Source organism: Alteromonas sp. OM2203 (assembly GCF_048517045.1).
Taxonomy (GTDB): Bacteria; Pseudomonadota; Gammaproteobacteria; order Enterobacterales; family Alteromonadaceae; genus Alteromonas; species Alteromonas gracilis.
In genome coordinates, this window is the sequence record NZ_CP183209.1 from 2,755,126 (window position 1) to 2,781,656 (window position 26,531).

The 26,531-nt window shown below is 45.4% G+C and carries 20 protein-coding genes and 1 tRNA gene; 13 read left to right on the top strand and 8 right to left on the bottom strand.

Going from position 1 to position 26,531, the window contains the following annotated elements; translation table 11 throughout:
• Positions 1 to 34 precede the first annotated feature (34 nt).
• The 6 genes from hsdR to apbC form a co-directional block, all read right to left on the bottom strand.
• The gene (gene hsdR / locus ACM0P2_RS12285; protein ID WP_105929782.1) at positions 35 to 2,458 is read right to left on the bottom strand and encodes an EcoAI/FtnUII family type I restriction enzme subunit R; all 2,424 of its coding nucleotides are present in this window, start codon (positions 2,456 to 2,458) and stop codon (positions 35 to 37) included.
• A 4-nt stretch (positions 2,459 to 2,462) separates the two neighbouring features.
• The gene (locus ACM0P2_RS12290) at positions 2,463 to 3,053 is read right to left on the bottom strand and encodes a hypothetical protein (RefSeq protein WP_105929783.1); all 591 of its coding nucleotides are present in this window, start codon (positions 3,051 to 3,053) and stop codon (positions 2,463 to 2,465) included.
• 335 nt (positions 3,054 to 3,388) lie between these two features.
• A tRNA-Pro gene (locus ACM0P2_RS12295) sits at positions 3,389 to 3,465 on the bottom strand.
• Positions 3,466 to 3,611: 146 nt separating this feature from the next.
• Complete coding sequence (locus tag ACM0P2_RS12300; RefSeq protein ID WP_173360170.1) at positions 3,612 to 5,048, bottom strand: SLC13 family permease; 1,437 nt, start codon at positions 5,046 to 5,048, stop codon at positions 3,612 to 3,614.
• 139 nt (positions 5,049 to 5,187) lie between these two features.
• The gene (gene dcd, locus ACM0P2_RS12305) at positions 5,188 to 5,781 is read right to left on the bottom strand and encodes a dCTP deaminase (protein ID WP_105929416.1); all 594 of its coding nucleotides are present in this window, start codon (positions 5,779 to 5,781) and stop codon (positions 5,188 to 5,190) included.
• 195 nt (positions 5,782 to 5,976) lie between these two features.
• Positions 5,977 to 7,083, bottom strand: coding sequence for an iron-sulfur cluster carrier protein ApbC (gene apbC, locus ACM0P2_RS12310; protein ID WP_159117598.1), 1,107 nt, complete (start codon positions 7,081 to 7,083; stop codon positions 5,977 to 5,979).
• A gap of 108 nt (positions 7,084 to 7,191) precedes the next feature.
• On the opposite strand from apbC, the gene metG reads away from it, so the two are divergent.
• On the top strand, positions 7,192 to 9,219 hold the full coding sequence (gene metG / locus ACM0P2_RS12315; protein WP_159117597.1) for a methionine--tRNA ligase: 2,028 nt from the start codon (positions 7,192 to 7,194) through the stop codon (positions 9,217 to 9,219).
• Between the two features lie 197 nt (positions 9,220 to 9,416).
• Here metG and ACM0P2_RS12320 read toward each other — a convergent pair whose 3' ends face one another.
• Positions 9,417 to 10,277 carry a class I SAM-dependent methyltransferase gene (locus tag ACM0P2_RS12320; RefSeq protein WP_159117596.1) on the bottom strand — a complete coding sequence of 287 codons (861 nt, stop codon included), beginning with the start codon at positions 10,275 to 10,277 and terminating at the stop codon, positions 9,417 to 9,419.
• 84 nt (positions 10,278 to 10,361) lie between these two features.
• Between ACM0P2_RS12320 and gloB the strand changes: the two genes are divergently transcribed.
• From gloB to ACM0P2_RS12335, 3 genes are all read left to right on the top strand, one after another.
• A complete protein-coding gene (gloB, locus tag ACM0P2_RS12325) occupies positions 10,362 to 11,153 on the top strand; it encodes a hydroxyacylglutathione hydrolase (RefSeq protein WP_159117595.1) in 792 nt (263 codons plus the stop codon).
• A 64-nt stretch (positions 11,154 to 11,217) separates the two neighbouring features.
• On the top strand, positions 11,218 to 12,882 hold the full coding sequence (locus ACM0P2_RS12330; protein ID WP_159117594.1) for a lytic transglycosylase: 1,665 nt from the start codon (positions 11,218 to 11,220) through the stop codon (positions 12,880 to 12,882).
• Positions 12,883 to 12,915: 33 nt separating this feature from the next.
• Positions 12,916 to 13,947, top strand: a complete 1,032-nt coding sequence (locus ACM0P2_RS12335) for an ion transporter (RefSeq protein WP_390608449.1) — start codon at positions 12,916 to 12,918, stop codon at positions 13,945 to 13,947.
• Between the two features lie 79 nt (positions 13,948 to 14,026).
• Here ACM0P2_RS12335 and cysS read toward each other — a convergent pair whose 3' ends face one another.
• The gene (cysS, locus tag ACM0P2_RS12340) at positions 14,027 to 15,409 is read right to left on the bottom strand and encodes a cysteine--tRNA ligase (protein ID WP_419226650.1); all 1,383 of its coding nucleotides are present in this window, start codon (positions 15,407 to 15,409) and stop codon (positions 14,027 to 14,029) included.
• A 165-nt stretch (positions 15,410 to 15,574) separates the two neighbouring features.
• Between cysS and ACM0P2_RS12345 the strand changes: the two genes are divergently transcribed.
• The 9 genes from ACM0P2_RS12345 to gtfA all read left to right on the top strand — a co-directional run bounded on the left by ACM0P2_RS12345 (position 15,575) and on the right by gtfA (position 26,487).
• The gene (locus ACM0P2_RS12345) at positions 15,575 to 16,066 is read left to right on the top strand and encodes a peptidylprolyl isomerase (RefSeq protein WP_159117591.1); all 492 of its coding nucleotides are present in this window, start codon (positions 15,575 to 15,577) and stop codon (positions 16,064 to 16,066) included.
• 140 nt (positions 16,067 to 16,206) lie between these two features.
• Positions 16,207 to 16,932: a UDP-2,3-diacylglucosamine diphosphatase gene (gene lpxH / locus ACM0P2_RS12350; RefSeq protein WP_159117590.1), complete on the top strand. Its 726-nt coding sequence runs from the start codon at positions 16,207 to 16,209 to the stop codon at positions 16,930 to 16,932.
• 320 nt (positions 16,933 to 17,252) lie between these two features.
• On the top strand, positions 17,253 to 18,836 hold the full coding sequence (locus tag ACM0P2_RS12355) for an alkaline phosphatase (protein WP_159117589.1): 1,584 nt from the start codon (positions 17,253 to 17,255) through the stop codon (positions 18,834 to 18,836).
• 14 nt (positions 18,837 to 18,850) lie between these two features.
• On the top strand, positions 18,851 to 20,773 hold the full coding sequence (locus ACM0P2_RS12360) for an alkaline phosphatase (protein ID WP_419226651.1): 1,923 nt from the start codon (positions 18,851 to 18,853) through the stop codon (positions 20,771 to 20,773).
• A gap of 85 nt (positions 20,774 to 20,858) precedes the next feature.
• Positions 20,859 to 21,638 (top strand): hypothetical protein, encoded by a 780-nt coding sequence (locus ACM0P2_RS12365; protein ID WP_419226652.1) that lies wholly within the window; start codon positions 20,859 to 20,861, stop codon positions 21,636 to 21,638.
• 169 nt (positions 21,639 to 21,807) lie between these two features.
• Positions 21,808 to 22,422 carry an OB-fold-containig protein gene (locus ACM0P2_RS12370; protein ID WP_419226653.1) on the top strand — a complete coding sequence of 205 codons (615 nt, stop codon included), beginning with the start codon at positions 21,808 to 21,810 and terminating at the stop codon, positions 22,420 to 22,422.
• Positions 22,423 to 22,441: 19 nt separating this feature from the next.
• Entirely contained in the window at positions 22,442 to 24,211 is a 1,770-nt protein-coding gene (locus tag ACM0P2_RS12375; RefSeq protein WP_236547045.1) for a flotillin family protein, read from the top strand.
• A 265-nt stretch (positions 24,212 to 24,476) separates the two neighbouring features.
• Complete coding sequence (locus ACM0P2_RS12380; protein ID WP_419226654.1) at positions 24,477 to 24,644, top strand: oxidoreductase-like domain-containing protein; 168 nt, start codon at positions 24,477 to 24,479, stop codon at positions 24,642 to 24,644.
• Positions 24,645 to 24,990: 346 nt separating this feature from the next.
• Entirely contained in the window at positions 24,991 to 26,487 is a 1,497-nt protein-coding gene (gene gtfA, locus ACM0P2_RS12385) for a sucrose phosphorylase (protein WP_419226655.1), read from the top strand.
• The last annotated feature ends 44 nt before the right edge of the window (positions 26,488 to 26,531 follow it).

Below are 26,531 nucleotides of genomic sequence, written 5' to 3' on the forward strand. Positions count from 1 at the left end.
CTCTCTTATTTTATTTGGTTAGCAGGCAAAAAGCTTAGGCACTTTTATCGGTGGCACGGTAAATAGCCTGCTCTAATTCGGTAATAGCTTCGTCGTATTGTTTGCGACCACCAAAGCCTTTTTTGACAATTTCAGTGACCGAGCCAATGTCGGTAAATGGCTGCACTTTGATAGTTTGCAGGTTCTCGACTTCCAGTACACCTGCATCGGCATACTTATCTAGCAGCTTATCCAGAACCTGCTGTGCCTGTTCAGAATACTTAGTAAAGTAGTTACGTTTTTTGACGTTATTTGCTCGCTCTTTGCGCGTAAGTGGCGGTTGGTCAAATGCAACGTGACATATCATGTCAAAGGGGTCGATACCCTCACCAACTTCTTGTTCCAGTGCTTCCCACAAAATGCCTTCACCGGCAAGCTCATCGATAATAGTTTGCTTGCGTTCCGTGTCGTTCCATCTGCGCACAAAATCATCCAGCGATGCAAACTGTTTGGATAAGGTTTTTCGGGTATAGTCCTTAAAAGACTCGGTGACCAATTTGCCATCGGTATCATAATACTGAACGCGCTCCGCAACTTTACTAACCGTGACACCGTTTACGTGATACTTGCGTACCGCTTCACCCCCATCGTCATCACCGCCAGTCCAGTCGCCACCGTCAATGGGCCCAGAGTCATTAGGGTAACCATCTTGTTCATCAAACCCTTGCCCATCTTCATTATCGTTATCGATGTCATCGATGATGTCGTCAAAGCCAGAATCCGGATCATTAATGTCATCAGGCTTGGTTGTGATGATTTTTTCGGGAATACCGTCAAAGCGTTCATCGGCAAACAACTCGGTGGCTTTTTTGAAATCTAATATGGTGAACCAGAGTTTGCCGTATTTATCATCAATACGTGTACCCCGCCCAATGATTTGCTTGAACTTGGTCATGGACTGAATGTTCTGATCCAGTACCACCAGCTTACAGGTTTTGGCGTCCACGCCGGTTGTCATGAGCTCTGATGTGGTGGCAATAACTGGGTAGGCTTTCTTGGGATTTATGAAGTTATCAAGTTGCGCCTTGCCCACTTCATCATCGCCGGTTATTTTCATCACATACTTTTCGTTTTTTGCGACTTGCTCTGGATTGCAGTTCACCAAAGCACGACGCATACGCTCGGCATGGTCAATGTCGTTACAAAAGACGATTGTTTTAGCCATTGGGTCGGTGCGCTTAAGGTAATTAGTAATGGTTTGCGCAACCAACTGCGTGCGCTCGTCAATAACCATGGTGCGGTCAAAGTCCTTTTGGTTGTAAACCCTGTCCTCAATTTCATTACCCAGCTTGTCCACCTGTCCTTTAGTGGGTCGCCACCCCTGAAGGTCAACATCAATGTCCACTCTCACCACTTTGTATGGTGCAAGAAAGCCATCCTCAATGCCTTCTTTAAGCGAGTACATGTATACCGGCTCGCCGAAGTAGTCGATATTACTAACTTCTTCGGTTTCTTTAGGTGTTGCGGTTAAGCCTATTTGGGTTGCCCCACTGAAGTACTCAAGGATTTCACGCCACGCGCTGTCTTCTGCTGCACTACCACGGTGACACTCATCGATAATAATCAGGTCGAAGAAGTCTGGATCGACTTGTTTGTATGCTTTTTGAGATTCTTCAGGGCCCGTTAACGCTTGATATAAAGCAAGGTGCACTTCATAAGCAGGGTCAATTTTTCTGCCTGTTATTTTGGTCATTGCCTGACCGAAGGGCTGGAAGTCATTAATGCGTGTTTGGTCAACGAGGACATTACGATCTGCCAAAAACAAGATGCGTTTTTTAGCTTTAGCCTTCCATAATCGCCAGATGATTTGAAAGGCAGTGTAGGTTTTACCGGTACCCGTTGCCATGACGAGCAAGATGCGGTTTTGTCCTGCAGATACTGCCTCAACTGTTTTGTTGATGGCCTGAAGCTGATAATAGCGAGGTGACTTACCGCTGCCATCATCATAGTAATCCTGGGTAATGATGGGCAACTGTGCGTCGTTAAACCCTTTGAATGCTAAATACTTTGCCCACAACTCAGCAGGCGAAGGAAACGCATCTAACGACAGTTCTGATTCAAGTTGGTTGGGATTGGTTTTATCATGAAATACAAACCCATCACCGTTACTGGCAAACACAAAAGGCACATCGAGTAACCTGGCATAATCCAGCCCTTGCTGAATACCTTTGCCCACTTCATGCTTATTCGCTTTTGCTTCAATTACGGCCAGTGGAATGGATGGTTTGTGATACAAGACAATGTCAGCAGACTTGACTGTTTTACGTGCTGCAGCCATACCGCGAACAATAACCTTACCGTCGCGTAGTTTGACCTCTTGGCGGATCTGGGTCATATCGTCCCACCCTGCTTTTTTAACTGCAGGCAGCAAGAACTTAGTGATGATGTCGGTTTCTGAGAGTACTTTTTTATCAATCATTTCCTTATGCCTCCGCATCACTTGGCGTTACCGCCCGTGAGTTTTCCATTTCAAGACGATACTCGAATTCAGTGTCGCTTTCTATTTCATGAATTTCTAAACCGTCAAACGCGTCATAGGGGACCCATTCTCCATTGCGGCGCAACAACATCAGGGTTGCGCTTACGTAAAACTTCTTTCCAGAGTAAACACGATTTGGGTCCTGCTCTCCATCATATTCGAATGCAATCTCAATAAAGAGGTCGCCTTTAGAATCGGCATATGCGGCGTCGAGTACCTCAAGATTTTCTACCGTGAAATTTGATGCATTGGTCATCGCTATTTCACTTGATAAGTGAGATTCTAATACTTCTTCGAAGTGTGTAAACACATTATCTTCATAAATAACTTCTGCTAAGTCTGATGTACCCAATGCAGCCTTCATCAACCGAGCATCTGTGGGGTTACGTTTAGCGACGGTTTGTAATTCGTGGTAATTACTGAAGCCATGCTGGCCGGCAATCAACTCTAGAGCTTGGGCTCTTGAAAGACCATAAGCACGTTGTAGGGATTTAGATTGTGACTTTAGGATATTTAAAAACGAGTAATTAGACATATCATCATACCTAACGACGCGTCACCTTGCGGATGGTAGCTTGCTAACCCGACGCGCCTCAGCTTAATGATACAGTCGGAAGTATATGTATATGATGGTGCAAAGCTTTACCCGTGCAAGCGGTAGGCGCCCATCAACGCTAGAGCACGATATAACACTTTAGGCTAATTGCAAACTATTTATTGAAAAAAATGAGCAGTTTGACTTCCGATTAAGCGGCAACAAGTTAGTCGACGAGGCACAAAAGACATCTTTTTGAATTGGCTACTAATTGGCTACTAGCGCTTGAAATGAGTAAACGAGAAATGGACAGATACGCTGGGGAGCAGAGAAGTTGGTCGGTGTGAGAGGATTTGAACCTCCGACCCCTGACACCCCATGACAGTGCGCTACCAGGCTGCGCTACACACCGACCGAAAGAGCGAGTAATACTACTCATATTTGTTCACAATGCAACGAGAATTAACAATAAGCCTGTTTAAGCGCTCAAATGCTAACCATCTTTGCTTATTTCTACGGCAAATCACATGGTTACCACTTTCTTAATACCACGCTTTATTAGGCTAGCGTTACGTAACACACCGCAGTGACTACTAAAGCCACCAGCACGTTTAGCATTATGCCTTCTCTCGCCATGGTTTTTATATCGAACTTTTCTGTCGAATATGCAATGGCGTTAGGTGCGGTTGCTACTGGCAACATGAAGGCACAACTTGCGCTTATGGCAGCGGGGATCATAAGTAGCTTGGGGTCTACGCCCACCGCAATACCAGCGGCGGCAAGGATTGGCATAAGCAAGGTAGAGGTTGCGGTATTAGAGGTAATTTCAGTAAGAAACGTAACAAACAAGCAAATACCAAGAACAAGTAGTAACACAGGTAAGGTGGCAAGACCGGTTAACCAAGAGCCCATTAAAACGCTTAGGCCCGATGACATGAACGCTTTCGCAATACAAATTCCACCTGCAAACAAAAGTAACATTCCCCAAGGAATATCGTTTGCGGTTTTCCAGTCTAGCAGCTTATCGCGGTTACCTTTTGCATCTACTTCGCCATTGTCATTGCCGCTATTGGTAAAAAACATAGCCGCAACACCTGCTACAGCAATAGTGCTGTCGCTGATTGTAGTTACGCCAATCCAAGCTGTCCAAAAAGGTCTGAAAATCCACGCCAACGCTACGGTGCCAAATATAGCAAGCACACGCTTTTCGGCCTTCGTCCAAGTGCCTGGCACGGGCAAATCTATGTTGCCCACTTCTTTTATACCGCGCGCTAACCAGAAGGCCATGACAGGCACACCTAAAATTACAATTGGTACACCGGTTTTCATCCAGTCAAGAAAGCTGTATTCAATACCTTGAGTCTCTTCATACACGCTCATAAAGATTATGTTAGGTGGCGTTCCAATTGGTGTCCCTACCCCGCCCAAGCTTGCCGAATAGGCAATACCTAGAATGAGTGCCACCCCAAATCGCGGGTTATCTACAGCGTTGATAATAGCAATGGCCATAGGAAGCATCATAAGTACTGTGGCCGTATTGCTGATCCACATGCTCAATACGGCAGTGGTTAACATAAAACCCAACACCAGTTTAAGGGGGCTGCCGCTGCCCGTTATACGTAGCATGTAAATCGCAAATCGCTTGTGCAAGTTAGCGCGCTCCAGCCCTTTTGACAGCATAAAGGCAGCCATAAGTAGGATAATTACGTGACTTCCTAGCGCTGACGCAGCCTCGCTGTGAGACAACACGCCAAATAAGGGGAACAGTGCAAAAGGTAATAGTGAGGTAGCTGGAATGGGAAGCGCTTCGGTTACCCAAAGCACCGCTACAAATAACGTGATGGCAGCAGTAAAAATAATGTCGCTTGGCTGGTCAATAGCCCACAAGCCTAAGCCACTTAGGACGGAGGCAAACAACGCAAATAGGATAATGCTGTTCTTGCGTGTTGGCTTTCGTTGTTGAATTTCTGAAGAGGGTTCAGGGTTTGTGTGCATAGCGCTTCCCACTACTGATAGCTTTATTATAAGTACTCGGGCTTTAACCCTTGTTATCGCTTATCTATTTTCTATCAGTATTTAACGGGAAACGCACGAGGCTTTTCCAAAAAAATCTTGTTTTTTCAGGTTGTATTTCTTACTTGCTCTGGTCATCCGACGAGATGCGGCTTGCTACTGCGCCAGCTTGGCCTTTGTATTTAGCATCGACCCTTGCATTGTAAGGCTTTTCAGCTGGCGCCGATAACACCTCAAAACTCAGCGCTCCAATTTTCATTTTAGGGCGAAGCGCTAACGGCAGTTTACCGCTATTGTAAAATTCAAGTACGATATTGCCAGACCAACCCGGATCAATTCTATGCGCGGTAACGTGCACCATTAAACCTAACCGAGCAAGCGATGAGCGCCCGTCTAGCCAACCGACAATATTGTCTGGCAACGTGACTGATTCATGTGTTATTGCAAGTGCTAGTTCACCTGGGTGTAGAAAGAAGGCTTTACCCTCTTCTAACACAATTTCATCGCTCATCACGTGGTCCAGCGCTTCTTGAACTTGAATTTTTGGGCCACTCAAATCGATAAACGGTGCTTGGTGATCTTCAAACACTCGAAATTTGTTACCTAATCGGATATCCACCGTTACACCGCTAATCTGATCGTAGTCAGGTGTAGGGTCGATTTTAATTTTTCCATCTTGTAGATGTTGGTAGATATCGCGGTCGCACAAGCGCATGGTGTAATCCTCATTTCATTAGGCCGCTATTATGCGGATGTCACTGCTTGCATTCAACTGCTCAAAGGCTTGTTTTACTTGCTTTTGTGCAATTTTTAAAAAGTTTTAGCTAATTTTGAATTTACACCCTTTAATAGGCGCTCGTTCCTTCTGCATCTGCTTCAAAAACTAGGCATTCATGACTAATCTTTTAATCTATGCCTTCCCTACTATACCTATCGGATCGCCTTTTATATGTTTAGCAGCCCCTTTTCGCGGCTCAACGGTCAAGGCTAGCTGCATAGACAGTGCTCGCGCTGCCTCGCGATAGCTTTCACTCAAGTCGCTTTCAGGTGAGGAAACTAATAAAGGCGTTCCAGCATCACCATGCTCGCGTATATGAATATCAAGTGGAAGCTGACCTAAAAGAGGCAGGCCGTGACGTTCGGCAAGCGCCTCGCCACCGTCTTTTGAAAACACGTAATCTCTTGTTCCGCAAGCTCTGCATTGGTAATAGCTCATGTTTTCGATAAGCCCTAGCACCGGCACGTTTACTTTTTCAAACATGCTTATGCCTTTTTGAGCATCCGCCAGTGCTAAATCCTGCGGCGTAGTAACTACCACAGATGCAGTTAGCGGCACTTGCTGAGCCATAGTAAGTTGAATATCGCCGGTACCTGGCGGCATATCGACAATTAAGTAATCGAGTACAGGCCACAACGTTTCATCTAATAACTGCTTGAGCGCTCGGCTTGCCATAGGGCCGCGCCATACTGCGGCATCTTCCTGAGGAACTAAATAACCAATAGAGTTCGCCACCAGCCCATGTGCCATAAGTGGCTGCATGTGCTTGTTGTCTTCACTTTCAGGGTGTGCATCAGGGTTGCCCAACATAATGGGAATAGACGGCCCATAAATATCGGCATCTAAAATACCCACCTTTGCGCCTTCCTGCATAAGTGCAAATGCTAAATTAATACTCGTTGTGGACTTACCTACCCCACCTTTGCCCGAGGCTACCGCAATGATGTTTTTAATATTGGTAACCGGTGCTACTTCAGTTTCGCCACTTGCCACCACCTGTTTAAACGTGAGCTGGTCAGCACCGAGCTTCCCTTTTAGCTGCGTGAGCACTTCTTGCTTAAGAGTGTTTAATTGGGTAGCAATACAAAATGGCAAGGTAACTGTAACGCCCGCATCTTCTTTTTCTGGCTGACTAAAAGCACACCATGACAAAGTATCGTCAACATCTAATGAAAAATACTTGGCCAAAATAGCAGCAACTTTTTTAGTTAACGGCTCTGCTTTGCGAGAAAAGAACATAAAATGCCTTACTAGTAGTAGAATTGTGTGAATTACGTAATGCAAAAAACGCGGTTTTCCGCTAGTATTTGCAGCCATTTTGAAACGCAAAGAATCAATAACGTCATTATGTCAGAAAAACGCCGAATTCTGGTAACCAGTGCGTTGCCATACGCAAATGGCTCTATTCATTTAGGCCACTTGCTAGAACACATTCAAACCGATATCTGGACTCGTTTTCAGCGCCTTCGCGGAAACGAATGTTACAGTGTTTGCGCAGACGATGCACACGGTACGCCGGTTATGCTTAAAGCCCAGGAGCTTGGCATTACACCAGAAGAAATGGTGGCAAGAACCCGTGCTGAACATCACCAAGACCTTGTTGATTTTCACGTTAACTACGACAACTACTATGTAACCCATTCGCCAGAAAACAAGGCGCTGTGTGAAGAAATTTACACACGCTTAGATAACGCGGGCTACATCAGTAAGCGCACCATTAACCAATTGTTCGACCCTGAAAAAGAAATGTTCTTGCCGGATCGTTTCGTTAAGGGTACGTGCCCAAGCTGCGGCGCAGAAGATCAAAACGGTGACAGCTGTGACGTATGTGGTGCAACTTACAGCCCAACTGAAGTGAAAAACCCGCGCAGCGTTGTATCTGGTGCGACACCGGTACTACGTGAGTCTGAGCACTTCTTCTTTGACCTACCAAAATTTGAAGGCATGCTTAAGGAGTGGATCCGCTCTGGTGCCCTTCAAGAAGAAATGGCAAACAAGCTACAAGAGTGGTTCACCGAAGGTCTTCAGCAGTGGGACATCAGCCGTGATGCGCCTTACTTTGGATTTGAAATTCCAGGTGCGCCTAACAAGTTCTTCTACGTATGGGTAGATGCGCCGGTTGGCTACATGGCGAGTTTCAAAAACTTCTGCGACCAGAACAACCTAGAGTTTGATGACTTCTGGAAGGCCGACTCTGAAGCAGAGCTTTACCACTTTATTGGTAAAGATATTACCTATTTCCACTGTCTGTTCTGGCCTGCCATGCTAGAAGGCGCGGGATACCGCAAACCAACTGGTGTAAACATTCACGGCTTCGTCACCGTGAACGGTGCGAAAATGTCAAAGTCGCGCGGTACTTTTATTAAAGGCCGTACTTACCTTGACCATCTTAATCCAGAATATCTGCGCTATTACTTTGCGTCTAAGTTAGGCGACGGTGTTACCGACATCGACCTAAACTTTACTGACTTTGCACAAAAAGTGAATTCAGACCTTGTAGGTAAAGTGGTTAACATAGCAAGCCGCTGTGCAAGCTTTATTACCAAGCGTTTCGACGGCAAATTATCTGACAACGTGATAGAACCTGAATTGATTGTTGAGTTCCAAAACGCGTCTGAAAGTATTGCTGCCCTTTTCGAAAAGCGTAAGTATCACCAAGCTGTACGTGAAATTATGGCCCTTGCAGATAAAGCAAACCAGTTCATTGATAACAACGCACCTTGGGTAACCATTAAAGACGAAACCAAGCAGCAATTTACACACGATGTGTGCTCGCTCGGTATTAACATGTTCCGTCTGTTGGTCATTTACTTGAAGCCTGTGCTTCCTGTTCTTGCAGAAAAAGCAGAAGAATTCTTAAACGATAAGTTCGACTGGAATTCACTGCAAACCCTATTAAAAGGCCACGCCATCAATAAGTTTAAGCCAATGATGCAGCGTGTAGAAATGGAGAAAATTGACGCCATGGTTGAAGATTCAAAAGAAAGCCTAGCGCCAGCTGCACCCGCTATCGACCCAGAAAGCCCGCTAGCTAAAGATCCTATCAGCGACACTATCTCGTTTGATGATTTCGCAAAGGTTGATTTGCGTATTGCACGTATCGCTAACGCTGAGCACGTAGAAAAAGCTGACAAGCTTCTGCGCTTAGAGCTAGATTTAGGCGGCGAAACTAAACAAGTTTTCGCTGGTATTAAGTCGGCCTACTCACCAGAAGCGCTTATCGGTAAGCATACGGTGATGGTTGCGAACTTGGCCCCTCGAAAAATGCGCTTTGGTATGAGTGAAGGCATGGTATTAGCCGCTGGTCCTGGCGGCGACGAGCTATACATTCTTGAGCCGCACGAAGGTGCAAAGCCTGGTATGCGCGTTAAGTAAGGTACTTTAAGAAATATATAGCGTTTGGGCTTTTATCAAGAGCGCCCTTGCCCATCCATTAATAAAAGCCACGAGAGTTTCAAATGTCGTGGCTTTTTTATTTTGTGCTTTTTTATTTTGTGCTTTTTCACTTCGTCACTTCGTTTGTTTAGTCGTCTGCTCGCTCCTCACACTCTGTGGAAAAATGCTCGGTATTCTTAACGACGTGAGTGATTTAAGGTAGAGGCTCTCACACTGGCGCCTACTGCAGAAAAGCTGGGTTTTAAGTTCCGCTTGGGTTTGATTGCGGTCATGGGAATAACCCGCTTTTTCGCTAAAATCACATAGACCGCGCTGCACCAAGGTAAATAAGACGCTAAATACTCTTGAAGCTTAACCGCCCCCTTCCACCGTTGCTGAAAAAAGAGCGTTGAAAACAATACTTGGCGCTGTTCTACTATTTCAAAGCCAAGTAGCTGTAACCAGTCTTTAATTCGATATGAGGTGAAAAAGCGTGCATCGTGAAGTACGTTGCCACGCTTTACCGGTAAGTACTTAGCAATGCCTGCCAGGCTCAGTGGATTAAAGCCACTTATAATGACGTACCCGTTTTGCGTAATAACGCGGTCTACTTCTCTTAAGATTTCGTGGGGGTCTTGTGCGAAATCTAATTCATTAGCCAATAGAAAGCCATCAATGCTGTTTTCCGAGAAAGGCAGTCGATGTGACTGCCCCACTATGGTGTTACCTCTACTTTTCTTTACGTCACCATATTCGCAGTCTTTAAATGCGTGGCTCGACGCTTTACTTTCACATGTGTTTGTATCCGCCCCATTAAGCTCACACTGTCCGCTTAGCTCGCTGTCGAATGGAACATGGTTAATATGATGCCGTATTGGGCTGCTATCTAGGTTAATTTCGGCGCTAAGCGTACCTAATTTTGCAAAGTGATAGCCAAAAATGCGCTCTGCATAATCGCTGCATACGTTGTTGACCGCAGTACGTATATGTTCGCCAGCGGGAAAATCTCCCCAATTTGTGGGGTAGCGAGGTGGTTTGGCTTTAAACGCCGATTTCATTATCACTGCGCGCTCTTTGGTTGCTCTGCTGTCCACAAGCCCCTATAGTAACGCATAATTCTACCTACACAAGCAGGTACAAAAATGACGTCAGAAACATTTCCTTCAAACATAGCCGTTCACCCTATTCCCGCATTCACTGATAACTATATTTGGTGCCTACACGATGATGCTAATGCTATTGTTGTGGATCCGGGTGATGCCGAGCCAGTGTTAGCTTTTATCAAAGCAAAGGGATTAACGCTTAGCGCCGTACTTATAACGCATCACCACAGAGATCACACAGGTGGTATTGCAAAGTTGGTATCGGCTGTGCCCGACCTTCCTGTTATTGGTCCGCGAGGTAATCATATTCGCGGCATCACCAAATCGGTGTCTCAGGGAGATACGGTATCGCTTCCTGTTCTGAATTTGTCATTGCAGGTGATGGAAGTTCCTGGACACACCCTTGACCATATCGCGTTCTTTGGACATGGCGCTTTGTTTTGTGGCGACACCTTGTTTTCTGCCGGTTGTGGGCGATTATTTGAAGGCTCACCGGAGCAAATGCATCACTCGCTAAACAAGCTCAAGCGCCTGCCTGATAGCACAAAAGTTTACTGTACCCATGAGTACACCCAGGCGAACGTTAAGTTTGCGCTAGCAGTTGAGCCCAACAATATAGCGCTGAATGAGTATGCAGATTGGGTAGCTTCTATGCGTGGACAAAACCTACCCACGCTGCCAAGTAACCTTAAAGAGCAGAAAAATATAAACCCATTTTTACGCGCCCATGAACTTTCTGTAAAAACTGCTGCCGAAGCGTATTGCGAAAATAACCTAGCCGACGATGTGGCAGTCTTTGCTGCAGTTCGCCGCTGGAAAGATGAGTTTTGATGCATTATTAAGCCGTTTATCGTAATATTGACGGTTTGCAGTGCTCCAAGAGGTTTCTTCATATATGCAGTTGAAGTTTTTCCCTCTATCGCCCTTGATATTGGCGATAGGTTTAACGGGTTGTCAGTTAACCGATAATAATAACGACAATGCACAGATAGAAAATAACGAAAGCGCTTCTTTGGAAGCCTGTAGTGAAATTCATAATACCGAAGAAGCCGTCGCAGATTGTGAGATTGCACGGGACGGCGTTATCGACGTTATTCACCCGAACGACCAAACCCTAGAAGAAGGCGCGGAAACCACCGATACTCCTGATGTACATACACAGGCGGTAATTACGGATGTGTGGGCGCGAGCTAGCGCCAAGTTTGCGCTTGAAATTCCAGATGACCGAAGAGTTAGTTCTCAACGAAAGTGGTACTTAAAGCACCCCGAGTATATGGCGCGTGTTGTGAAACGGGCAAAGCCTTTTCTTTATTACATTGTTGAAGAAATTGAAAAGCGCGATATGCCTATGGAGCTTGTGCTTTTGCCTATTGTAGAGAGTGCTTTTGACCCCTTTGCCTATTCCCACGGACGCGCTGCGGGAATGTGGCAGTTCATTCCCGGCACGGGTAAACGCTTTGGCATGCCACAAAACTGGTGGTATGACGGGCGCCGTGATGTAGTTGCTTCAACCCAAGGTGCGCTTGATTACCTTACCTATTTAAATGAAATGTTTGATGGAAACTGGCTGCACGCGCTTGCCGCGTACAACAGCGGCGAAGGCCGAGTACAAAGAGCAATTAAAGCAAATCAGCGAGCGGGGAAACCCACTGACTTTTGGAATTTAGACTTGCCAAGGGAAACTCGGGCCTACGTACCAAAGCTTCTCGCATTGGCGGATATTCTCAAAAACAAAGATGAATACGCTTACTCTTGGCCGGAAATTGAAAATGTGGCGGTTATCGAAGTCGTCGATATAGGCTCACAGGTCGATTTAGCCTTCGCAGCCGAGCTAGCAGGCATGTCGTTAAAAGAGCTGCACGGATTAAACCCAGGCTTCAACCGCTGGGCAACCTCTCCGGATGGCCCACATCGGCTGGTTCTTCCCATCGGAAAGGCGGCGGCGTTTTCTCAGGCCCTTGCCAATATTGATCAAAAGGAGCGGTTAAACTGGGTGCGACATTCCGTTAAGCCCGGCGATAGCTTAAGCAAAATTGCCAAGCAGTACCACACTACGGTAAAGGTACTAAAACGAATCAATGAGCTGGATTCATCTATGATCCGCGTGGGTCAAGCTATTATGGTACCTGTCGCGCTTCAAGAGCTAAACAGCTATACCTTGTCGCAGGAACAACGTCTCGCAAGCTTGCAAAATAGCCATAGTTCTAAGCAGAAAGTTAGTCACACCGTGAAATCGGGTGATACGCTTTGGGATATTGCGCGTAAGTACAAGATAAGCACCAAGCAGCTTGCAAAATGGAACGGCATGGCTCCAGGCGATATGCTGCACCCGGGCAAAACGCTGGTTGTTTGGCAAGAAGGCAGCGCAAAAACTGGGGTTACTAAAACACTCACCTATACGGTGAGAAACGGTGATTCTCTCTCTCGTATTGCCAGTAAGTTCAATGTTAAAGTAAGCGACATAGGCAAGTGGAATTCGCTTAATACTAAACGCTATTTACAGCCAGGTCAGCGTCTTAAACTTCACGTGGATGTAACAAGTTTAAGCGCCTCGGGCTGATGATGGTTTAAAAAGACTATACAGGATACGGAAATGCTAAGAATTAACCGAGAAAATTTGCGAAACAGTCACGAAACGCCTTGGTTAATTTTAGACTTAGTCATGCTGGGGATACTTTTCATAAACCTGGCATGGCTCATTTTTGATGCGCTGTATGCCACAGACTTCGTTTATGGCCTTTTAGGTACTTATTTCCCTGCATTTCTGAGCACTTACGACCCTATACACAACAACTTTTTACTGGTCGACCTAGTATTCATCGCCATATTTTTCACCGAATTCTGCTTTCGCTGGATTGTTGCTATTGTTCGAAAAGAACACTTACGCTGGTATTTCTTCCCTTTTTTACACTGGTACGACATTGTTGGCTTGATACCAACCGGCCCTACTCGCCTGTTTCGTTTCTTGCGCATATTCTCAATACTACATCGCTTGCACAAGTTCGAAATTATCGACTTAAATCAAACCGCGGTTTTCCGCTTTTTTGCGTTCTACTACGATGTATTTGTTGAGGAACTGAGCGACAGAATTGTGGTTAAAGTGCTGAGCGATGCGCAAAAAGACATCTCTGCGGGCTCTCCTTTATTAGATGATATCAACGCACAGGTGCTTGCCCCCCGCCGTCCTGTCATTACTCAATGGATGGCAGGTGTAATCAACCATTTAGGCCAGTCTATTCAAAGCGAAGAACACGGCGAGGTGATTCGAGAGCACGTGAGAAAAAGCGTGGGTAAAGCAGTAAGAAGTAATGCACAAGTTTCCTCTCTCCACTACCTGCCAGTTATTGGTAGAACTATCGAAAATACCTTGGAGGAATCGGTAACGGATATTGTTACCACATCGCTGGTAAACCTGTTAAGCGACTTAGACGCAGAGCGCATCGACCATTTCATTTCGGTAGGTATGCACGACTATACCCCTACTGCCGATGCGCTTGATAAAGAAGTGCTTAACGTTGTAAATGAATGCTTAGAACTGGTAAAAGCACACGTTGCACAGCAACGGTGGAAGTCACATTTAACGGAAAAAGAATCGGCAATACCGACTGGTAAACCGGAAATATAAGTGGTGCTATTAATCGAAGGATAAAAAGAAAACCCGCATATTGCGGGCTTTCCTACTATCGAATAGCACAGGCTGCTAATTAGGCTTTACGCCACGTTGTGCCGCTTGGGCCATCTTCTAGCACTACGCCTTTAGCGTTTAATGCATCGCGTGCAGCATCTGCGGCTGCCCAGTCTTTCGAAGCACGGGCGTCGTTACGTTGTTTAATTAACGCTTCAATTTCAGCCGCTTCGTCATCATTGCCCTCACCACCTTTAAGATAGGTGTCTGGGTCGCTTTGAAGCATACCCAAAATTGCGCCTAAACCTTTAAGAACCGCTGCCAGTTTACCCGCTTCTTCGGCGTTGCCCTTTTGGCGGTTTAGCTCACGGGCCACATCAAATAACACTGAAAAGGCTTCAGGCACGTTTAAATCGTCGTTCATAGCCGCTTCAAAACGCGCTAAATAACCGCCGTAGCTAAGGTCAGTGCTTTCGTCTACTTCAACACCACGAAGCGCAGTATACAAACGCTCCAGGGCCGCTTTTGCTTGGGTGATGTTGTCTTGTGAGTAACTTAACTGACTACGATAATGCGCCGACATTAAGAAAAAACGCAAGGTTTCTGAATCGTGCTCTTTAAGCACATCGCGCAAGGTGAAGAAGTTGCCTAATGACTTAGACATCTTTTCATCATTAACTTGAACCATACCCGCGTGCATCCACACGTTTACATAGGGCGTGTCGTATGCGCAGCACGACTGAGCCACCTCATTTTCATGGTGTGGGAAGGTTAGATCTGAACCACCGCCATGAATATCAAAGTGCGCACCAAGGTGCTTGTGGTTCATGGCTGAACACTCAATGTGCCAACCTGGGCGACCGTCGCCCCATGGCGATTGCCATGCAGGCTCACCTGGCTTAGTGGTTTTCCACAATACAAAATCTAGCGGGTCGTCTTTACCTGCCGCTACTTCAACACGAGCACCTGCTTTAAGTTGATCTAGGTCTTGCTTGCTCAACTTGCCGTAATCTTCATACTTACTTACGTCAAATAGCACATCACCGCTTGCCGCTTGATAAGCATAACCTTTGTCCATCAGGCGCTGAATAATTTCGATGATCTCGTCCATGTGGCCGCTTACTGTCGGCTCCACATCTGGCTCGAGTAAATTAATTGCCGCAAAGTCTTCATGCATCATGGCGATAGTGCGTGCAGTTAGCGCCTCAAAGCTTTCACCATTTTCATTGGCGCGAGCAATAATTTTATCGTCAATATCTGTAATGTTACGTACATACTTCACATCTAAACCAAGGTGGCGCATGTAGCGTACTAAAATATCGAAACTTAGGTAGGTACGGGCGTGACCCATATGACTGAGGTCATAAACGGTAATACCACACACATACAAACCCACTTTCCCTTCTTGAAGCGGAACAAACTTCGCTTTTTCACGGGTTCGGGTATTGTAAAGATGTAGCATGTCTATATTTCCTATTTGTCATAATTTTTGGGCCGCAAAGTTTAGCACCGTCATCATTTAAATGGTACAAGGCTTTTGCGTTGGTGCACTATTTTGCGCTACTGCCCTGTTTTGCGCTAAAATCCGCGCACTCATTTTATATGCTAACACACAGGACAACCCACAATGGTTACGTTAAAAACAAATTTCGGTGACATCACCCTTGAGCTTTTTGAAGATAAAGCGCCTAAAACCGTAGCGAATTTCCTTTCTTACGTTGAAGACGGTTTTTTCGACAATACTATTTTTCACCGTGTAATTAACAACTTCATGATCCAAGGTGGTGGTTTTACGCCAGATATGGACCAAAAAGACACCAAAGATCCTATCGAAAACGAAGCCGACAACGGTGTTGCCAATGAAGTTGGTACTATCGCGATGGCGCGTACTCAAGACCCACACTCAGCTACTGCGCAGTTTTTCATTAACGTGAACAACAACGACTTCCTTAACCACACTAGTAAGTCTGTAAACGGTTGGGGCTACTGCGCGTTCGGTAAAGTGGTTGAAGGTATGGACGTGGTAGAGAAGATCAAAGCGGTTAAAACCGGTAACAACGGCTACCACCAGGATGTACCTGTTGAGCCAGTGATCATTGAAAAAGCAGTTATTGCTTAAATAACTCTCTCAACAACTGATTTTACAACTTCCAGAACAATGGCTTGGCCGGCGTAACTGTCGAGACAAGTTCACGGCCTTCAGTTAAGTACAAGCCGCGTTAATGTAACGCGGCTTTTTAAACCACGTTAAGAAGATCTATGTCGTTTACCTACTTCATTGCCGATTTACATTTGAGTGCAGACCGTCCGGATATTACTGACTGTTTGATGCGCTTTTTACAAGAAGACGCGATTAATGCCGATGCACTTTACGTACTTGGCGATTTGTTTGAAGTGTGGATTGGTGACGACAACGTAACCCCCTTTAACACCGCTATAGCATCAGCTTTTAAAGCGGTGAGCGAGCACTGCCCTGTTTACTTTATACACGGCAACCGCGACTTTGCTATTCGAGATAAATGGCTGTCTAAAGCGGGCATGACGTTGCTAAACGAACAGGAAGTTGTCGATTTATATGGCACACCGACGCTACTTACTCACGGAGACGAGTTATGCACCCGTGACGTTGCCTACCAAAAGTTTCGCAAGAAATCACGTGGCTGGTGGTGGCCTAGGTTAATGCTGGCCCTGCCCTTGTGGTATCGACAGCGTGTAGCAGATAACGGCCGTGCCGAAAGTAAAGAAAAGCAACAGAACCTAAAGCCTGAGATTATGGATGTAACGCCAGAAGAAGTGGTTAAGGTGATGGAAAAGTGGGGCGTACAGCGCATGATCCATGGTCATACGCACAGACCAAACATTCATAGCCTCAAAGCGAATGGAAAATCAGCGACGCGCATTGTTCTTGGCGATTGGTATGACCAAGGCAGTGTGTTGAAGGTTACCGCCTCCGAAGTTATGTTACAACATCACAACTTTAGGTAAGAAAATCTGACACTTACACGTGGTCTTACCACTTTTTTATTACCATTAATAAAATTTTAATGTGTGCATTTCCTTACCGCTAACTCACTATAAAACGTAAGCTTTATCAAATTTACGACGACCGTAAAATTCCTTCGATAATACAGTTTTGTGACATTTATGACAGTTCAGCAATATAAGTGTCAAAGAATTGTCACCTTTTCTCCATACGCTCTCCGTGATTTAACGATTCACTCCCCATGCAAGGAATAATGATGGGTAGTGATGAGATGTCTAGACAACACCACAACCAATACAAACAATACGTTTAGGAAAAAATCATGAATCGTACCTGGAAAGTGGCATGCACCGCAGTCGCTCTAGCGGTTTCTGCTAGTCTTCACGCGGCTGTGTTACCAGAGCATCAATCAAACAGCGCTTGGTTTACTGACGCTCAAGCCAAACTATCTACAAAGCTCCAAACAAACAATCAGTTTAAAGCGAAGAATGTTATTTTATTCGTTGGCGATGGAATGGGTATTTCTACCCTTACCTCAGCACGAATTCATAAGGGGCAGTTAGCAGGCAACCCTGGTGAAGAAGGTTACTTAAGTTTTGAAAGCTTTCCTCATACAGCGTTAGTTAAAACATACAATGTAGATGCGCAAACTCCGGATTCTGCAGGCACCATGACAGCGATGATGTCAGGACTTAAGACTGACGTGGGTGTAATTGGTGTTGATGAAGACATCGAACGCGGTAACTGTTCAACTGTTGCTGGCAACGAAGTTATTACCGCGCTAGAACTTGCAGAAATTAAAGGCCTTTCAACAGGTATTATTTCTACTGCTCGTATCACCCATGCGACCCCTGCGGCAACCTACGCAAAGTCAGCAGATCGTAACTGGGAAGACATTTCCGATATGCCTGAAGCTGCTGTAACTGCTGGCTGTAGTGACATTGCTGACCAGCTCGTCAATTTTGAAACGTATTTAGAAGCACGCTACACCGGTGTTGATGTTGACGGTATCGATGTCGCTATGGGCGGTGGTCGCCGTCATTTCTTGCCAAAAGACGCCGCATTCAATAGCCCTGATGCAGTGAGCGATGTTGAAGGCGATAGAACCGACGAGCGCGACCTTACAGCTGAATGGCAGGCCATGTACGAAAATGGTGTATACGTTTATGACCAAGCAGGTTTTGACGCGATAGACACTGAAAGTGTAGAACGTGTTTTCGGTCTTTTCAACGAGTCTCATATGCAATACGAAGCAGACCGCGGAAACGACATTGCGGGCGAACCATCAGTTGCAGAGATGACAGAAACGGCAATCAATATTCTTGATAACAACGAGAACGGCTTTTTCTTAATGGTTGAATCAGGTCGTATTGACCACGCTCACCACGCAGGTAATGCAGCAGGCGCATTAACCGACACCTTAGCATTTGAAGAAGCGGTAATGACTGCGGTTGAAAATACCGACCCGTCAGAGACGCTTATTCTTGTAACTGCCGACCATGGTCACGTGTTTACCATTGCTGGCTATCCAAAGCGCGGTAATCCAATTCTTGGCAAGGTAGTGAATGTGGGCTCTGATGATGCGGCAACAGCGGCAGACGGCACACCCTATACCACCCTTGGCTACACCAACGGTCTAGGTTTCCGCAACCTAGGTGATGAAACGGATTCTGATGCCACCTACGCACTGGAAAACGCAGCAGGCCGCGTTGATATCACTAATATCGACACAACAACGCCTGGCTATCACCAAGAAGCACTTATTCCACTTAGTTCAGAGACACACTCTGGCGAAGACATTGCACTGCATGCCAAAGGACCGGGAAGCCAGCTTGCGCAAGGCGTAATAGAGCAAAACGTTGTTTTCCACTTGATTAATCAAGCGCTTGGCCTTGTAAACGAGTAAGTAGAGATAAGAATATGAACCTTTTTAAATTAAGTATAATTGCGGTAGCAGTAGCAGGTCTTTCAGCGTGTAGCTTGGAAGGCGATGATGGCAACGACGGCGCACCAGGTGTTGATGGCGTTGATGGCCAAAACGGTTTAACAAGCCTTACCGTTCAAACTGAGTTGGCGGTGGGCGATGCTAATTGTCCTAATTCAGGCGTGCGCATCGACTCTGGCTTAGATGCAGATGCTGACGGCACCCTTGTCGATTCTGAAATCACTTCAACAAGCTATGTTTGTGTTCCTGGTGTTAACAGCGTTAGTAGCAGTGAGCTTTTGACTAGCTTAAATAACGAGTGGTTCGTAGCCGCTCAAACCGAAGTGGAAAACAATAAAGCGGTTTGGATGAATGCAACTTCGGGTGAAAGTGCTGCTTCATCAAATGCGGCGTTTACTGCCACGGTTAATTCTCGAGAAGAATTAGACGCTATGGTTGCTAATCTTCGCGGTAAAGCGAAAAATGTTATCTTGTTTGTCGGTGACGGCATGGGCGTTTCAACGGTTACCGCAGCTCGAATTTTAGACGGTCAAATGAACGGTCTTGCCGGCGAAGAAAACCAGCTTAGCTTCGACAAATTCCCCTTCTCTGGCCTTTCAAAAACTTATAATGTCGATGCTCAAACACCAGATTCAGCGGGCACTATGACCGCGATGATGAGCGGTATAAAAACCGATGTCGGTGTTATCGGGGTTGACGAAGATATTGAGCGCGGCGATTGTTCAACGGTTGCGGGTAATGAGTTAGTTACGGCACTTGAACTTGCAGAAATTGCAGGTAAGTCTACTGGCATCATTTCAACTGCCCGTATTACACACGCAACACCTGCTGCAACTTACGCTAAATCTGCTGACCGCAACTGGGAAGACATTTCGGATATGCCAGAAGCAGCGGTTACTGCAGGCTGCTCTGATATAGCCGACCAGCTAATTAATTTCGAAGCTAACTTGGAAGCAAACTTCGAAGGCTTAGACGTTGATGGCATTGAGGTGGTAATGGGAGGCGGACGTCGTCACTTCTTACCTCGCGACGAAGCGTTTAACAGCCCGGATGCAGCGAGCAGCATTGAGGGAGATCGTACAGATGGACGTGACCTGACTGCAGAATGGCAGACAATGTATGAAAACGGTGTGTATATCTTTGATCAGTCTGGTTTCGACGGCTTAGATACTGAAACCACTGAAAAAGTGTTTGCTCTGTTCAACGAATCGCACATGCAATACGAAGCCGACCGCAGTAACGATATTGCTGGCGAACCGTCTATCGCAGAAATGACAAGCGCAGCAATTAAGGTATTGGATAACAATGAGAAAGGTTTCTTCCTTATGGTTGAATCTGGTCGTATTGACCACGCTCACCACGCAGGAAATGCCTACGGTGCGCTTCACGACACTATCGCCTTTGCTGAAGCCGTTGACGCTGCTGATAAACTTACTGATGATGAAGATACGCTGATCATCGTAACGGCTGACCACGGGCACGTATTTACCATTGCGGGTTACCCTAAGCGCGGCAACCCAATTTTAGGTAAAGTGGTAAACGTAGGTTCAGATGAAGCTGCTACAGCTGCCGACGGTACGCCATATACTACTCTTGGCTACACCAATGGTTTGGGATTTAGAAACCTGGGAGACGTTACCAATTCAGACGCGTCTTATTTAGCAGGCCCAGACACAGGTCGTAAAGATATAACTGATGTTGACACTACAACACCAGGTTATCACCAAGAAGCATTAATTCCGTTGAGCTCTGAAACGCACTCGGGTGAAGACGTAGGCATTTATGCGAAAGGCCCAGGCGCTTTCCTAGTCAACGGTACCAACGAACAAAGCGTTATTTTCCATGTTATGGACTTTGCGGGAGACTTCGTTTCTCAAGCAGAAAGTGCAATGGAATAAGTTTGTTAGAAGTTAAAACAAGGGCGGCCTTCGGTCGCCTTTTTCCATGTAAGTAAGCAACATCATTCACTGTAGGATTTAATGAATGAAATCACACAAAGCCCCTATCTTTGCTTTTGTACTTTTTTCTAGTTTGAGTACGCATGGCTTTGCTCAAGATACAAAGAGCCATTCTGCCATAGACGTATCACCTGAACTTGTTTGCGAGAACAACAGCACAAACCTTCACGCAACTTACGATATAAGCATTAAAAGCCCATCAAAAGCTCCAAAGACCACATCACTTCATTTGTGGCGAAATGCCAATAATGTGGCGCATGAATATCCTGCGACAAATGTTACTGAGTCTTGGACACTGGTTCGCGACCGCTTTATAAAACCAACACGATATTTCGATGCTCACGAACGCGCTATAGAATATCAGCCTGGAGAAACTGTCCACGGTAAAAAGGAGAGGGATTTTTCCTACCGCTACCAGCTAATAAGCGACAAACTCATCAATGCTATGTCGCTAGACAAAAAAGACGGTAACGGGTGCGACACCGTGGAATACTACTCACTTGAAAACACCCAAGGTAAATTCACACTCAAATGGCTTCCCTATCTCAAGTTGGTAGCATTTTTTAGCGTTGATAAAAACGGTGTAACCAGAGAATGGACACTAAAAAATATTGATTTAAATGCTAATACAGAGGCCTTTTTTTCAAAACGACGTGACTATCAAAGTACAGACTACGCTGATATTGGCGATGATCACACTGACCCATTTTTAACTAAAATGGTCACGCAGGGGTTTATTGAAGCCGGAGCTAGTGGCTATTATGACGAACATGGCCACAGCATTGGTGAAAGCCATTCTCACTAAGAATATACTGCCTAATAAATGAATGGTCATGAGGCTTACATGGCCATTTAATGACAATGCCAAAAGGTTTTGTTACAAACTATCCCAAAGTACATAAGTTATTCACTGGCTTAATTTTTGTTCTATGGTATAAAAGAGCAAAATGAGTGACTCATCATGGATGGTGTAAATGACAGATGTACTTCTTTCCCCTGCAAACTTTTGGTTCAGCATCGCGCTATTTGCCGTTTTCTTAGTTTTTATTCTTGAGCTTGTTAGCACCGTTTTTGGTATGAGTCTTTTGGGATTAGGCGACGACTTTGCCGAATTCGATGGTGAAGGATTCCTTAGTACATCTTTTGCCAGCTGGCTAAATATAAACAAAGTTCCTTTTCTTGTTTACCTCATTGTATTGATGACCTTTTTTGGCCTTTCAGGGCTAATCATCAACGGTTTGAGTGCAAGTATACTCAATACAACATTCCCTTCACTTGTCTCAGTTCTTTTGGCCTTTGCGCTTGGGTTGTTTATCACGGCAAAAATCGTTCGGCTGATTTCAAACTTACTCCCCAGCGTCCAATCCAGCGCCCTTACTAGCGACGATTTTCTTGGCTCTGTTGCTGAGATAACCATTGGAAAGGCAAGTCGGGGAAACCCCGCAGAGGCAAAGTTCACCGATCATTACTCGCAACCTCATTTTGTACTAGTAGAGCCATTTGAAGACCATGAGCTTTTCTCGCAAGGAGAGCGCGTAATTTTAGTTCAAAAAAATAAACACAGCTGGTTAGCAACACGCTACCAATAACCTAAAAAGAGATAAAAGTATGGATACAATTCAACCATCTAGCTTGCCGTCAATACTCTTTATTGCCGGTGCCATTGTTGTAGGGCTCATTGTTATTGGCCTTATTTTCGCAAAACTCTACACCCGTGCTACCAAAGAAACCGCCTTTGTAAGAACGGGGTTAGGCGGCGAAAAAGTAATAAAAGATGGAGGTGCCTTAGTACTGCCTGTTGTTCACGAAATTATTCCGGTGAACATGAACACACTTCGTATTGAGGTGGAGAAAATCCAGAAAGACGCGCTTATTACCAAGGATCGCATGCGCGTTGACGTAAAAGCTGATTTTTATTTGCGCGTCGCACCGAATGCGAGCGGCATCTCAATGGCTGCGCAAACCCTTGGTACACGTACCACACGTGCTGAAGAAGTTAAAAAACTCATGGAGTCGAAGTTTGTTGACGTACTTCGTGCAGTAGCGGCTGAAATGACCATGACTGAAATGCATGAACAGCGCGCTGACTTTGTTCAAAAAGTTCAACAAAGTGTGGCTAACGATCTTGAAAAGAATGGTCTTGAGCTAGAATCGGTAAGTTTAACAGGCTTCGATCAGACAGATCTTCAGTTTTTCAACGAGAACAACGCCTTCGACGCTGAAGGTCGTGCTCGCTTAACCAAGATCATTGAAGAGAAGCGCAAAGAAACTAACGATATTCAGCAAGAAAACCGTATTCATATCGAACAACGCAACTTAGCGGCTGAAAAACAATCTCTTGATGTGAAGCGCGATGAAGAAGAGGCTCGCCTAGCCCAAGAGCAGGTGCTGGCCTTTAAACGTCAGGAACAAAAAGCTGAGATCGCCAAGCAGCGTGAAATGAAAGAGCGTGAAGAGCGGGAAGCAGAAATTGCGAAAGAACGGGCAATTGAGGCTGCTGAAATTGAAAAGTCACGAGAAATTGAAACGCAAGAAATCGCCAAGCGCCAAGCGTTAGAACAGGCACGCATTCGCCAGCAGCAAGAAGTAGAGGTTTCGGAACAAATCAAGCAGATTGCTGTTGCAACTAAATCAGAAGAAGAGTCTGCCGCCCGTGCGAAAGCGGCCGAAGCTGAAAAACAAAAAGTAGAAAAAGAAGAAGCGGTACTGACTGCTAGATCTGTAGCTGAAGCTGAGCGTAAGAAACAAATTGAAGTTATAGATGCACGCAAAGAAGCGGAACGTGAGGCGGTTGGTATCACCGTTGAAGCACAGGCTAAGAGAGAAGCTGCAGAAAACTCTGCTGCCGCTATTCTTACTGAAGCGAAGGCCAGTGCTGATGCCAAAATGCTTCAAGCTGCGGCTGACGAAAAAGTGCTCGCCGTTGAAGCCCAAGGTAAACAGGCGCTTTACGAAGCTGAGAACACCCTTAAAACTGAACAGATTGAACTGCAGAAAGCCCTTGCGATGCTTAAAGTATTGCCTGAACTTGTGGCAAACGCAGTTAAGCCTCTCGAAAATATCGAAGGCATCAAAATACTGCAAGGCTACGGTCAAGGTAGCGGCGCAAAAGGTGAGCACACTATTGCCACAGCAGGCGGTGGTTTAGCTGAACAAGTAACGCAAGCCGCGCTAAGCTATCGCGCTAATGCCCCCTTGGTAGATTCTATGTTACGTGAAGTGGGCTTGGTAGACGCCGACACGGGTACGTTAAGCGATTTAGTGACAAGCAACAGCGATCTGCTCACTAAGGCTAGCGCTGTAAAACCAAAAACGATTGCAACACCTGTTGAACAGAAAAAAGATAACAAAGCGCCTGAGGCGTCACCCGCGGAATAAGACTTAAATTTAGAAACCGTTTAAGAATTTACGTTACTACACAGTACCCGCTATTAAAAACGCCCTCAACACTAGGACATTCCACGTGTTGAGGGCGTTTTTTGTATACACTATTCCTTGATACCAGTCCGCATAGATCATTACCCACAAGCTGCAAAAATTATTTGTAAGTAGTAACATGATGGTTACTATTATGCTCTTGGCGTCATCAACATAATATTTACACTCGCAGCAAAGTGTTAACTGAAATTAGAGGAGATTTTTCATGTCATCTATACCCGAAGAACCTGAAAAGCCCCTAAGAGACGACTGCTGTGGTGGAGGCTCATGCTGCCCCTGTATCTGGGATGTTTACTATGAAAAGCTGGCTAAGTGGAAAGAGGCTAAACAAAGACAAGAAGATGAAACCGCGTCGAATAGCACCGGTAACTGAAATACGATACAAGCTATAGTAAGAACTAGCGGCGATAACTCGCATTTTACACTGACACAAACTCTAAAATTAACATCAAGCCCACATTTTTATAACAAGCATCACTTTTGAACTTCTCATTTACAATTTCCCGTTCGGCTGATAACCTATCTTAATCGATTAAGAAATAATTTTACTATTTTCAGTTATCATTAATAAACTGTTAGTAAAAGTTAAAGAGTTAAGCAAAGCCCGTTATATGTTCTGCTATGAACCTTCAAGACTGGTAGCGCTTAATTTAAGGTAATGCAAGCTCGCGATATATTTGAAGTACGAGTTAGCACATGCTGAATTTTGGAGAGTTATCATGTCTATACGCAATGGCGTTCAATTAATCACCTATGCAGACCGACTAGGTGATGGCAACATCGAGAGCCTTACAAGCCTTCTTCAAGGCCCGCTAAATGGCTTATTTACAGGTGTTCACGTCCTACCCTTCTATTATCCCTATGATGGTGAAGATGCTGGCTTCGACCCTATAGATCACACTTCTGTCGATGAGCGATTGGGCGACTGGGGCAACATCAAGAAGCTGGGAGAGTCGGTTGATATTATGGCCGATTTGATTGTTAATCACATGTCAGGCCAAAGTGAAGCGTTTAAAGATGTGTTGAAAAAAGGTCGCGAGTCTGACTATTGGCCACTATTTCTTACTAAAGAAGATGTGTTTAAAGGTAGTGACCAAGCGTTAATCGACGAACAAATTGGGAAAGTGTTCCGCCCTCGCCCAACACCGTTTTTCAGCGATTATGAGGTAGGTGCAGAAACTGATTCTCCAGAGACGGTTCCGTTTTGGACTACCTTTACTTCCAACCAAATCGATATTGATGTTGAATCGCAATTGGGTAAAAATTATTTATCTTCTATCCTACAATCATTCACTGAAAGCAACGTTGATCTCATTCGTCTCGACGCGGCAGGCTATGCAATTAAGCGCACAGGCACTAACTGTTTTATGCTTGAAGAAACCTTCGAGTTTATTGAAGAACTTTCAACGCGCGCACGTTCGATGGGTATGCAGTGTCTGGTAGAAATTCACAGCCACTACCAAACTCAGATTGATATTGCTGCTCGTTGTGACAGCGTTTATGACTTTGCACTACCACCTCTGGTTCTGCATACGCTATTTACTAAAGATGCAAGCGCACTGGCACATTGGTTATCAATTTCACCTCGCAACTGCTTTACAGTTCTAGATACGCACGACGGCATCGGCATTGTTGACGTGGGCGCAAGCGGTGACAAGCCGGGATTATTAAACGCCGAGGCGATTAATGCGTTGGTGGAACAAATTCACGTTAACTCTAATGGTGAGTCCAAAAAAGCAACAGGCGCTGCCGCCAATAACGTCGATCTCTATCAGGTTAACTGTACCTATTATGATGCGCTTGGCAAAGATGACTTCGCTTATTTGGTGGCGCGTGCCATTCAGTTCTTCAGCCCAGGTATTCCTCAGGTTTATTACGGTGGTTTACTCGCTGCGCAAAACGATATGGAATTACTTGCTAGAACCAACGTAGGTCGTGACATCAACCGTCCATACTTAACATCTGCTATGGTTGAAGAGGCAGTGCAAAAGCCGGTCGTAAAAGGCTTAATGCAGCTAATTAACCTTAGAAACGAAAGCCAAGCTTTCAATGGCGTTTTCGACGTAAGCTACAGTAATAACACACTGGTACTTACTTGGAATAAAGACGGCGATATGGCGTCATTGACCGTCGATTTTAACAATATGAGTGCCACAGTAAACACTGTCGCTAACGGCGAGGAAAGTACGCTGTCTGTCGTATCTTTACTTGCCTAAACCGTAAATAGATGGGTAATTAACCTCAGTAATAGTTGTGGTTC

Coding starts and splice junctions, on each gene's coding strand:
- ACM0P2_RS12355 (WP_159117589.1), top strand. CDS start 17,253: ATGAATCGTACCTGGAAAGTGGCATGCACCGCAGTCGCTCTAGCGGTT.
- ACM0P2_RS12345 (WP_159117591.1), top strand. CDS start 15,575: ATGGTTACGTTAAAAACAAATTTCGGTGACATCACCCTTGAGCTTTTT.
- ACM0P2_RS12290 (WP_105929783.1), bottom strand. CDS start 3,053: ATGTCTAATTACTCGTTTTTAAATATCCTAAAGTCACAATCTAAATCC.
- apbC (WP_159117598.1), bottom strand. CDS start 7,083: ATGTTCTTTTCTCGCAAAGCAGAGCCGTTAACTAAAAAAGTTGCTGCT.
- ACM0P2_RS12380 (WP_419226654.1), top strand. CDS start 24,477: ATGTCATCTATACCCGAAGAACCTGAAAAGCCCCTAAGAGACGACTGC.
- dcd (WP_105929416.1), bottom strand. CDS start 5,781: ATGCGCTTGTGCGACCGCGATATCTACCAACATCTACAAGATGGAAAA.
- gtfA (WP_419226655.1), top strand. CDS start 24,991: ATGTCTATACGCAATGGCGTTCAATTAATCACCTATGCAGACCGACTA.
- hsdR (WP_105929782.1), bottom strand. CDS start 2,458: ATGATTGATAAAAAAGTACTCTCAGAAACCGACATCATCACTAAGTTC.
- ACM0P2_RS12360 (WP_419226651.1), top strand. CDS start 18,851: ATGAACCTTTTTAAATTAAGTATAATTGCGGTAGCAGTAGCAGGTCTT.
- lpxH (WP_159117590.1), top strand. CDS start 16,207: ATGTCGTTTACCTACTTCATTGCCGATTTACATTTGAGTGCAGACCGT.
- ACM0P2_RS12365 (WP_419226652.1), top strand. CDS start 20,859: ATGAAATCACACAAAGCCCCTATCTTTGCTTTTGTACTTTTTTCTAGT.
- cysS (WP_419226650.1), bottom strand. CDS start 15,409: ATGCTACATCTTTACAATACCCGAACCCGTGAAAAAGCGAAGTTTGTT.
- gloB (WP_159117595.1), top strand. CDS start 10,362: ATGACGTCAGAAACATTTCCTTCAAACATAGCCGTTCACCCTATTCCC.
- ACM0P2_RS12320 (WP_159117596.1), bottom strand. CDS start 10,277: ATGAAATCGGCGTTTAAAGCCAAACCACCTCGCTACCCCACAAATTGG.
- ACM0P2_RS12375 (WP_236547045.1), top strand. CDS start 22,442: ATGGATACAATTCAACCATCTAGCTTGCCGTCAATACTCTTTATTGCC.
- ACM0P2_RS12300 (WP_173360170.1), bottom strand. CDS start 5,048: ATGCACACAAACCCTGAACCCTCTTCAGAAATTCAACAACGAAAGCCA.
- ACM0P2_RS12335 (WP_390608449.1), top strand. CDS start 12,916: ATGCTAAGAATTAACCGAGAAAATTTGCGAAACAGTCACGAAACGCCT.
- ACM0P2_RS12330 (WP_159117594.1), top strand. CDS start 11,218: ATGCAGTTGAAGTTTTTCCCTCTATCGCCCTTGATATTGGCGATAGGT.
- ACM0P2_RS12370 (WP_419226653.1), top strand. CDS start 21,808: ATGACAGATGTACTTCTTTCCCCTGCAAACTTTTGGTTCAGCATCGCG.
- metG (WP_159117597.1), top strand. CDS start 7,192: ATGTCAGAAAAACGCCGAATTCTGGTAACCAGTGCGTTGCCATACGCA.